The organism is Kribbella sp. (assembly GCF_035655035.1).
GTDB lineage: Bacteria > Actinomycetota > Actinomycetes > Propionibacteriales > Kribbellaceae > Kribbella.
Genome location: NZ_DASRVN010000037.1, coordinates 1 through 9643 on the forward strand (window position 1 = coordinate 1; position 9643 = coordinate 9643).

Sequence of the window (9643 nt, forward strand, 5' to 3'; positions counted from 1 at the left end):
CCGGCAGACCCGGGTGGGGCGCGGCGGCGAGCAGTTCCGGATGCTGAAGTTCCGCACGATGGTGGTGGACGCCGAGGAACGCAAGGCCGAGCTGCACGCGCTGAACGAGGGCAACGGGATCCTGTTCAAGCTCCGTGACGATCCGCGGGTGACCAGGATCGGCCGGTACCTACGCAGGTTCTCGATCGACGAGCTGCCACAGCTGGTGAACGTGCTCCGGGGCGACATGTCGCTGGTCGGGCCGCGGCCGCCGCTGCCCGCCGAGGTGGCGCAGTACCAGCTCGACGACGCCCGCCGGATGCTCGTGAAGCCGGGACTGACCGGCCTCTGGCAGGTCAGTGGCCGCAGCGACCTGACCTGGGAGGAGTCCATGCGGCTCGACCTGCGGTACGCCGACAACTGGTCGATCGCGCTGGACCTGCTGATCCTGTGGAAGACCGCCCGCGCCGTACTGGGGAGCGACGGTGCTTACTAGGGACTTCGATCAGCTGATGGTGGTCGAGGCGGCAGCCGGTGACCAGGGTGCCTGGAGCCGGCTGGTCGACCACTACGCGCGGCTCGTCTGGGCCGTGACCCGCAGCTTCCGGCTGACCGACAGTGACGCGGCGGACGTGTCGCAGATGGTCTGGCTGCGGTTGCTCGAACACATCAATCGCGTCGACCCCGCACGGGTCGGCGCCTGGCTGGTCGTCACCACGCGCCGGGAGTGCCTGCGGGTTCTCGCGTTCCGCAAGCGCGTGCTGCTGACCTACGAGGCGACGGCGTTCGAGGAAGTGGCCGGTGACCAGCCGGAGCTGGACGCCGACCTGCTCGCGGGCGAACGTGCCGACGACGTACGGCGGGCGCTCGAGAGCCTGCCGGACCGGTGGCAGCAGCTGCTCGGCATGCTGATGGCCGACCCGCCGGCGCCGTACGCCGAGATCTCCGCGACGATCGGGATCCCGATCGGCAGCATCGGCCCGATCCGGGGCCGCTGCCTGGAGAAGCTCCGGGTGTTGCTCGCCTCTTGAGTCAACGAGGGGACCGCGTGGGTCAGAGGATGATCCACGCGGTCCGGACCGGTCGCTGGAGGCCGCCCGGCCAGCTCAGCACGAAGCTGACCAGCCCGGTGGCCTCGTCGCCGCAGGCCTCCACGACGACCGGTCCGGCCGGTGAGACCCGCAGTTCCACGTCACACGCGGTACGGTCCACGGTCAGCGTGACGCCTTGCCCGGCGAACCGCAGCCGTCGTACGCCTTCGGTTCCGGGGGCGTCGACCAGGCTGTCGAAGACCAGGTCGAGGATGTCGACGTCGCGGTCGTGCCGGCCGAACGCGGCGTACCCGATGGAGCGGAGTACTGCGATCTGCTCGCCGGCCCGCTCCATCGCGATCAGCGCTCCCCGTTGACCTTGATCACGCTGTCCTGGTCCTGCCCGTACGGCGCGCCCTGCCAGGCGGCCCAGTTCACCGCGTTGCCCTGCTCGTGGACCATGAAGTTCCACGGCCCGCTGTAGGTGTTGGAGAAGAACCGGTTGCCCTGGTGGAACGTGATCGCGTCCTCGACGGTCCGGGCCTTGTACGGCGACCAGTCGGGGAACGTGCCCCAGTTCGAGAAGATGCCGTTGTACCCACACCCGGTCCGGGACGCGCACTTGTCGCCGAGGTTGTCCGGGTCCAGGCTGAACACGTTGTCGTGTACCCGGACGTTCTGCGTCTTCCAGCGGCAGTCACCGAGGTAGGGCTGGTTCTTGATGTTGCCGGCGTTGCACGTCTGGTCGTTGACCACAGACGGGTTCACCAGCGTGCTGGAGCCGCTGCTGGTGTTGGCCGCGGAGCCTGCGAACCGGTCCGCGTTCTCCCACAGGATCACGCCGGCCCAGTTGTCGGTGAACACGTTCCCACTGACCTCGAAGGTCTGGTTGAACATGCCGGGCACCCGCTTGTCGGCACCGGACTCGGAGATGTAGAGCGCGGGCGTCGGGAACCCGGTGTTCGTCGGCCCCTTGCCGATCCCGTTGCGGATGAACGTGTTGCCGCGGATCGAGGCGTTGTAGCTGATCTCGTAGATGACGCCCTCGGCGTAGTTGTTCGCGACGTAGTTGCCCTCGATCGAGAACGCGGTGTTGTTGGTGTCCGCCCACATCCCCGCGCCGCGGTTGTCGTGGATCCAGTTGCCCCGGACAACGGCCCCGCTGACCGCCCAGAACTTCCCGCCGCCGGTGCAGCCGCAGCCCGGCCGGACGGCCTCCCAGTCGTCGGTGTTGTTGCCGGTGATCTCGTTGCCCTGGATCGTGATACTGGCCACCCGTTGCGGGTTGTACGCGTTGAACCCGTACTGGCCGTTGTCCGCGAGGCAGTTGCCGCGGACCACGTTCCGGCTGCCGATCATCACGCCCGCGCCGGCGTTGTGCTGGATCGTGTTCGCCTCGACGGTCCAGCCGGTCGCGGAGTCGTGGTTCACCACGCCCTCGTCGTTGTTGCCGCGGGCCTTGCCGAAGTTCTGGATGGTGAGGTGGCTGATCACGACGTTCCTGGCCGAGCCGGTGAACGCGTACCGGTTCCGGTTCGCGCCGTCCAGGATCGCGCCGGGCGCCCCGAGGTAGCGGTTGCCTTCCTTCGGGATCACCTGGACGAACTCGTCGTCGGGCAGGCGGTGCCGGCCGGGGGTCAGCCAGAACGTCGTACCGGCCGGGTACTGCACGGTGAGGTCCTGCAGGTTCTGGGCGGTCGTGACCACGACCGCGCCCTTGGGAGCCTGGGCCGGGCCGGCCAGTGCCTTGGCGTTGCCACAGATCCTGGCCGGCGGTGTGGTCGGCGCCTTGACGGCTGCCATCGTGGCCGGAGCTGACGGCGTCCCCTGGTCCGCCTTACGTGCAGGACGTCCACTGGCGACCAGTGCACCCGCTGACAGCCCACCGACGAGCAGGAGGATGCCGCCCGCGACCAGGGTGCGTCGCTGGCGGTACCACACGGCTCCACGGCCGGCACGTTGTTCCATGGTTGTTCCTTCGGGGGGCCTGGCGGGCGGGTGTTACCGGTCGGCGATCGCGAACCGGTAGATGTCGAGCAGCTGCTGGAGGTTCCGCTGCGGGTCGTGCCGGTTCTCGTACGTCGACCGTGCGTTGCGGCCGAGGTCGTCGTACCGGTCCGGGGAGGTGTCGACGTCGAGCAGGAGCTTGGCGAGCTCGTCGGGACGTCGCGGGTCGAACAGCGCGCCGTCGACACCGTCGGTGACCAGCTCGGGGAAGGACCCGTGGCGCGAGGCGAGCAGCGGTACGCCGACGGCCATCGCCTCGACGACCACCAGCCCGAACGTCTCCTCCCACTCCGACGGCAGTACGACGGCCCGCGACTCACGCATCAGCTCGAACACGTCGGGCTTGCTCAGTAGGCCGCGGAGCTCGACGGACGGCCGGTCGGCAGCCCATGCGGTCACCTCGTCCAGCAACGGACCGCCTCCCGCGATCACCAGCTGCAGCGCGTCGTCGCCGGCAATCTCGCGGTACGCGTCCCAGCCGTTCATCAGCAGGGGTGCACCCTTCGCTGCGTCGAGCCTGCCGACGTACGTCACCTGGCGACGGCGCGTGCCCGCGATAGGACCGTCGTACGGGACGTAGTTGTAACGGACGAAGCTGCGGTCGCTGTCGAACTCCATACCGGCCAGCAGCCTGCGTTGGGACTCCGAGACGAACAGGTACGCCGACACCAGGTTGCGCCAGCTACGGCGATGGGAGCGCGTGTTGAGCACGGTGGTCGCTGTAGCGAGCTTGGAGCCGCGGTAGCAGCTGTGAGCCACCGCAGGCAGCGGGTTACCGCCTGCACAGTCATGACAGACCGCACCGTCGCGGTAGAAGTCACCACTGGCACACAGAAGCTTGTAGTTGTGCAGTGTGATGACAACAGGGACCTGGGCGTCGCGGCAGGCGTACAGCACCGACGGGCTGAGCACTGGGAACGTGTTGTGGATGTGTACTACGTCCGGTCGGAACGTTCGGAGTGTATCGGCCAGGTCCCGTTTGCTGGCGGGGTTCCACACCACGCGGGCGGGCAGGGTGGCCTTCTTCCAGGCCGGCCACTGCTCCAGCTCGTCGCTGTGCCGTTCGAACAGGTCGACCTCGTGGCCGAATGCTGCGAGCGCCTCACGTTCCTGGTCGACTACCCGGTTCTCACCGCTCGGTGCCGTGGAGCGGTACCTGTTGTGCACCATCAGGATCCTCATTCGGCACCTTCCTGCGCTGGTCGTGAGTACACGAGTGAGGCGGCAAGAGTGAGCTCCAGCAGGTACGGCGATGCCTCGCTGAGCCCGCTCTCGGTGAACGACGCGACAACGCAGTACGCGACGATGAACAACGCCGCGGCACGCCGTGGACCCTGCGGCGTGAACCAGGCGCCGACGAACACGAACAGCACCATGGCGATGCAGAACGACACCCCGAGCAGGCCGACGTCGTAGTACGTCCCGAGCCAGTTGCTGTCGATCGGGAGGCCGTTGAACGACTTGTTGGACAGCCCGAAGCCGAACAGCGTCTGCCAGGTCGTCCGTGGTTGCGCAAGGATCGCGTCCCACACGAAGGTGCGTCCGGTGAGTGCCGTGACCTGTTGAGTGTCCTGGCCGCGGGCGAGCCAGGTCGTGATGAGAGACCCTGCGGTGAGCGCACCGATCGAGAAGACACCGATTGCGATCGCGAACGACTTGCGGACCCGAGAGCGTGCGGTGAAGAGGCTGAGCCCTGCGACCACGGACCCTACGAGCAGTGCGATCAGTGCGGTCCGGGTGTGCGTCAGCAGCAGTACAGGGATCGCTGTGAGCACGCTTGCGAGCGCAGGGCCGCGTTTGAGCAGCCCTGACATCCACAAGACTCCGGTCAGCCCGGCAGCCATCGCAGCGTAGTGCCCGGTCTGGGTGGGCGGGATCGGCCACACCATGCCGACCAGCCGGCCGTCAGGCCTCGACGCACCGGGAGCGATCAGGAAACCGAACACCACCGAGCCGACGATGCACCACAGCACCAGGAGGTGCGTCCGTACCAGTAACAGGTCCCGGCGGGTCCACCACGGCGTCAGTAGCCACAGCACCGCGATAAACAGGAACAGCCGTGTCGACCGGTAGAGCGCGCTGATCAGGAACTCCGAGCGCAGGCTCGCGATCACCGCCTCGGTGGCGAGCAGGCTGGCCAGGAAGACGTAGACGCTCGGCCTGATCCGGGCCGGCCGGTTGACGCTCAGCACCAGCAGCAACGCCAACGGCAACGCGCCCTGCGCGATCAGCTTGCCGACGATGCTCGGGAACGGGATCAGCTGCAGCGAGCCCGGGAAGTACGTCAGCACGTTCATCACGAGCAGCGCCCAGACCAGCTGGACCCGGCGCCGGCGGCGGCGTTCCGGGGTGACGGCCCGGAACCCCGGCTTCGCCACCAGCCTGGTCCGGATCGCTGCGACAGTGCTCATCGCGTGAACATCTCCAGGTCGACGGCCGGGCTCGACGCCTCCGCGTCCGCCACGCCGACGCCTTCGTCGGTACGGTCGGCGTTCAGCACGATCGTGGTGTCGATCTCCAGCCCGGCCAGGCGTACGAGCTCGCCCGTCGCCCGGACCTTCGCCGCCGTCGAGCGGCCGGCCGTCACCACGACGGCCGCGCGGGACGCCCAGGTGGCGAGGTGGTCGGCGCCGATCGCGGGCGACAGCGTGGCCAGCGTCAGCACCAGATCGGCGGCGTCCCAGGCCGCGTCGAGCTGCACGTCGGCCCACCCGCTCGGCCGGTTGTTGTCGCCGAGCCGCAGGTAGCAGCCCTCCGGCGGCAGACCGTCCGGGTCCGGCAGGAACACGTCGATCCGCCGGCCTGGCTGGCTGAACTGCGAGTCCCGCGTTCCCGGCTGCTTCACACCGAGCTTCTGCGCGAGCACCCCGGTCCCGGTGAGGTCTGCGACCAGCACGTGCTTGCCTTCGTCGGCCAGGGCCACCGCACGGGCTGCCACTGCGAGCGCACACGCCGGTACGTCGTCCACGCTGATCACTGCCAGCGCCGGAGTCGGCCGCTTCGACCAGATGATGCGCTGACCGAGGTGCTGCGACAACAGCTGGATCTCGGGGTTCCCTGCCTGCGACGGACGCAGCGTGCCGCCGAACGACAGCCAGCTGCGCGGCGGACGTCCCGTACTGAGCCGCACACGGGCACCGAGCGCGTTCGAGATGTCCTGGCGTTTCCACAGCCGGTCCGAGATCAACGCCCGTACGACGATGAACCCGAGGCCGAGGAACAGCCCACCGGCGAGACCCGTCCCCGCCTTGATCGCCAGCTGCCGCTTGGCGTGCACCAGTACCGGCGTCGGGGTGTCGAGCAGCCGGCTCGCGTTCATCTTCGACGCTCGAGTGTTCTGGTCGAGCAGCTGCTGCTGGATGAACCGGTACTTGTCACCGGCCGCGTTGAACCGCGCCATCTCCGGACTGTTCGGGAGCTTCGGGTTGTTCGGGTCGTCGCCGGCGGCAACGACCGCCTGCCGGGCCAGGGACAGCTCGTTCTGCGCCGCGGCGAGGTCCTTGGACAGCGGGCCCTCGTCGAGCCCGATCTGCTCGCGGCGGAAGATCAGGTAGGTCTGGGCGATGATCGTCGCGAGCTTGGTCGCCTGCTCGTCGGTCTTCGCCTGCACCTGGATCTGCAGCACCCGGTCGGTCAGCATCGTCGCGGTGTAGCCGGCGAGCAGCTGGTCCGGGGTCTCCGGCAGCTTCAGCAGCGCGATCGTCCGCTCGGCCACGGTCCGGCTGGTGGCCAGGCTGATCTCGGTCGCCATCGCCTTCACCGGGTCGTCGCCCTCACGGGTGGTGACCAGCAGCCGGGCCGCCGCCTGGTGCGGCGCGGGCAGCAGGAAGTACGTCGCCAGGCCGCCGGTGAAGCCGATGATCGCCAGCGCCAGCCAGATCCGCGCGTGCCGGACCACGGCGTCGCGCAGGAACCGCACCGTGACCAGGCCTTCCGGCGGGTGCGACGTCGACCGTTCCTCGGCGAACAGGCCGTCGTCGTCCTCGGCCCAGCCGGTGAGGGGCTGATCGGAGAGCTGCTGGTTCGTCATCGGGTCCGCCTTGCCGTGCCGGTGAGTAGCGTAGGCAGCCGGGAGCCGGCCCGCCGTTGCGCCTGCGCGACCCGGCCGACGGTCCGGTCGGACGGATCGGGATCGGTGACCACCAGGCCGTCGATCGTGCGGTCGTCGGCGGCTGTCGCGACGGCCAGCCGGGCCAGTTCTTCGGCGGTCACGCTGCCGGCCGAGAGCGCGACGATCGTCCGGGTGGTTTGCTCGGTGTAGTCCAGGTGCGGCGCGTCGCGGTCCACGAGTACCAGGTGGATCTCGAGCGCGACCTGTCCGGACGGCTTGTCGTGGTGCTGGTCGATCACCAGCGAGGTGGAGATCCCGACCGTGCCCGCGAACGCCGCCAGCTGCGGACCGAGTGGCCGGGCCTTGCCGTCGTCCGCGAACGAGATCACGGTCAGCGAGACCTGCTGCCCGCTCCTCGTGTCCAGCGCGAGGTTGTGCAGGACCTTGCGCAGCGCCCATGCGTCGACCGCGGTCGGCGAGTAGTGCTCCAGCAGGTTCGCCCAGTCGGACGGATCGTTCGCCCGGTACGACGAGACCGAGGCGAGGACCGGAATCCCTACGGCGTCGGCGATCTCGTCCCGCAGCCGGAGCCGCCGGTCACCGCGTGCGCGGGCCAGTACAAGTACCGCACCGGCGATAGCACCCAGCAGCGCGCCAAGACCGCCGTAGGTGCCGGTGTGTACGAGCATGCTGCCGCCGTTCGCGTTGACGGCCTGCTCCAGCATCCGTGCACCGGTCCGCTTGCCTAGGTCACCCGGCAGCTTCTGGTCGGTCGTGATGAACACCAGATAGACCTGTGCGACCGCGTTGGCCAACTGGATCGCCTGCTTGGCCGTTGTGCCCTGCGCGTCGATCCGGATGACGTCCTCGGTGACGGCTGTCGCCTTGACCCGCGCGCGAGCCTCTTCGGTCGACAGTGCCGGCGTGACGTTCTGTCCGGCGCTCAGCAGGACCGGTCCGCTCTCCGCGATGTACACCTGCGTGTCGATGCTCTGGGCGTTCGAACTGATCCCGGACGCGGACTGAGGCGGCGGCGGCAGTACGACCAGCGAAGAAGCGTTGTACATCGGAGGCTGCACGAGGGCGTACCCGATCCCCGCCAGCAGCCCCACCAGGGCAACCGCCCCCACCAGCAGCCGATGCCGCCGGATCGCCTGCCAAGACTTCTTCACATCCAACTGCTGCGCACTCACAGGCCCCCTCCTAGATCCGTCTGAAGTAATAGAGGGGCGGAGTCAGGTACTGATACACCCGTTAGAAACGGAAGGTCGTCACTGCCGGTGTGTCGGCCGACAGGGTGCCTGTGCCGAGCAGAGTGGTGGTGGGAAGCTTGTGGCCGAATCGCGGTGAGTACCATCCGAGCAACGGATCGTTGCTGCCGTGGTAAGTCGTCCAGGTCAGTGCTGCGGGCAGTTCGACCACGGCTGATCCGGTGGGCCACTCCAACCGCCCGACGGCCTGGTTGAAGTCGACCTCGGGTCCTAGGTGCCAGGCGATGCGTACGTCGGCGGCTGCGTCGAGAGCGTCCGCTACGCGCAGCACGTCGTTCTCGAGGGTCGCCGTACGCCGGTGCGTCACGGGGGCGTAGCCGTCGTGTTCGGCGTCCCAGCTGGTGGGGGAGCGGTGCAGGACCGTGCCGGTTGCCGCACGCAACCAGAGGAACGGGCCGCCCCAGGTGGACTGTTCGGTGCCGGCTACTTCGACGGTGTTGTGGGCGATGGTCGAGCGGAAGTAGTTCCGCCACTGCTCTTCGCCGTGGTAGCAGTACGTGCCAGGGTCGGCGAGGACATCCACGCCGTCGACCCGTACCTCCAGTGAGAGTGCATCGGAGTGCGCGTGGGCTGCTATGGAAAGAAAACCGTGCGGCCCGGCGTCTGCGCGGCACCAGACCTTCTTGCTGCGCAGGATAGTCAGACCGGCGTCGCTGAAGTGGCCTGGGCGTTCAGCGGGACGGTCTGGTTGCTGGCCGTTGACCAGTGCGCCGACGATGACGGAGGTCGCAGTACTAGGGCTCTCGGGCCACCAGGGCGTTCTGCCGACCACGGCGGCGCCTAGTGAGAGGTACGCCGACCACGTGCTCACGTCTGGCGGGTCCAGGACCAGGACCATGCCCTCGTCGTCGTCACCTTGGCGTGGTGGACGTAGGCGGTCGTCGACGATCGCTGCGGCTGCGTCGACTGTGCGGGTCAGGAGAGCCCATGTGTCCTGGCTGAGCGGATGACCGGCGTTGTCAGCTTCCACTGCTGCGTACAGGCCGAGCTCTGAGACGAAGCGGTGGTAGTCGGTCGCCAGCTCGCGGTTGAGGCCGGAGGGGAACGTGTTGGCATCCAGCTCCTTCTCCAGCAGGGCTGCGGCGTTTGCACGCCAGCGGTCGCTCTTGGCGAACCACGGGAACGCACACGCTCCTACCAGTTGCCCTGCTGCTTCTGCGATCACGTGGTTGTTGGCCGAGGACCCGTGGCTCTGGAACGCGGCCAGGTATCGCTGGTGCCAGTACAGCTGCTGCAGAGCCAACTCGTTGTGCTCGAACAGGTCTGTGATGTCAGGCCAGTCGTTGAGCAGGCGTCTGATCCAG

General features: G+C 68.2%; 9 protein-coding genes. 2 read left to right on the plus strand and 7 right to left on the minus strand.

Annotated elements, in window-relative coordinates:
• Positions 1 to 475, plus strand: a 475-nt coding sequence (locus VFF46_RS02600) for a sugar transferase (RefSeq protein ID WP_325035361.1), incomplete at its 5' end; no start/stop codon positions are given.
• Positions 465 to 1010 (plus strand): sigma-70 family RNA polymerase sigma factor, encoded by a 546-nt coding sequence (locus VFF46_RS02605; protein ID WP_325035362.1) that lies wholly within the window; start codon positions 465 to 467, stop codon positions 1008 to 1010. The genes VFF46_RS02600 and VFF46_RS02605, both read left to right, overlap by 11 nt.
• 22 nt (positions 1011 to 1032) lie before the next feature.
• Here the strand turns inward: VFF46_RS02605 and VFF46_RS02610 are convergent, their stop codons facing one another.
• The 7 genes from VFF46_RS02610 to VFF46_RS02640 all read right to left on the minus strand — a co-directional run.
• Positions 1033 to 1365: a hypothetical protein gene (locus tag VFF46_RS02610; protein WP_325035363.1), complete on the minus strand. Its 333-nt coding sequence runs from the start codon at positions 1363 to 1365 to the stop codon at positions 1033 to 1035.
• A 5-nt stretch (positions 1366 to 1370) separates the two neighbouring features.
• Entirely contained in the window at positions 1371 to 2978 is a 1608-nt protein-coding gene (locus VFF46_RS02615) for a right-handed parallel beta-helix repeat-containing protein (protein WP_325035364.1), read from the minus strand.
• Positions 2979 to 3011: 33 nt separating this feature from the next.
• Positions 3012 to 4199, minus strand: a complete 1188-nt coding sequence (locus VFF46_RS02620) for a glycosyltransferase (RefSeq protein ID WP_325035365.1) — start codon at positions 4197 to 4199, stop codon at positions 3012 to 3014.
• Positions 4196 to 5428 carry an O-antigen ligase family protein gene (locus VFF46_RS02625; protein ID WP_325035366.1) on the minus strand — a complete coding sequence of 411 codons (1233 nt, stop codon included), beginning with the start codon at positions 5426 to 5428 and terminating at the stop codon, positions 4196 to 4198. The genes VFF46_RS02620 and VFF46_RS02625 overlap by 4 nt, the downstream gene beginning before the upstream one ends.
• Positions 5425 to 7047 (minus strand): hypothetical protein, encoded by a 1623-nt coding sequence (locus VFF46_RS02630; protein WP_325035367.1) that lies wholly within the window; start codon positions 7045 to 7047, stop codon positions 5425 to 5427. The genes VFF46_RS02625 and VFF46_RS02630 overlap by 4 nt, the downstream gene beginning before the upstream one ends.
• On the minus strand, positions 7044 to 8261 hold the full coding sequence (locus VFF46_RS02635) for a Wzz/FepE/Etk N-terminal domain-containing protein (RefSeq protein ID WP_325035368.1): 1218 nt from the start codon (positions 8259 to 8261) through the stop codon (positions 7044 to 7046). The genes VFF46_RS02630 and VFF46_RS02635 overlap by 4 nt, the downstream gene beginning before the upstream one ends.
• A gap of 61 nt (positions 8262 to 8322) precedes the next feature.
• Positions 8323 to 9643 (minus strand): alginate lyase family protein (locus VFF46_RS02640; protein WP_325035369.1); only part of this gene is annotated, 1321 nt, incomplete at its 5' end.